Here is a 314-nt window from a genome sequence, read left to right on the forward strand (position 1 = left end):
GCTGCGGATCGAGCGTCCGCCGCTGGGTGCGGCGAACACTCCGTCGATCCGCCAGTGCCGCTGGCCCGCCTGAACGAAAGCGCGCCAGCCACTTGCGGGCGGTGCGTTCACTGATCCCGTGGTCTGTGGCCAGCTGAGCAAGGCTCCTGCCCTCCTCGAGGTGCTGCCGGATCAGGCGTTCCCGACCGATCGGTGTCAGGCGGGCGTTCGGGTGTGTATGCATGGGGGGTGAGGTCTGGGGCTGTTGGGTCGCACCACAACCCTGTCGGCCTCACACCCCTTTGTCAGCCGGAACAACCTGGTGGCACTACACA

The 314-nt window shown here is 67.2% G+C and carries 1 protein-coding gene; it reads right to left on the reverse strand.

The features are described from left to right. The coding region (locus KUG41_RS15455) for a helix-turn-helix domain-containing protein (RefSeq protein WP_216905069.1) at nucleotides 1-223 on the reverse strand (223 nt) is incomplete at its 3' end. Nucleotides 224-314: the final 91 nt, after the last annotated feature.

Origin of the sequence: Synechococcus sp. CCY 9618 (assembly GCF_019038415.1) — a bacterium.
Classification (GTDB): Bacteria; Cyanobacteriota; Cyanobacteriia; order PCC-6307; family Cyanobiaceae; genus Cyanobium.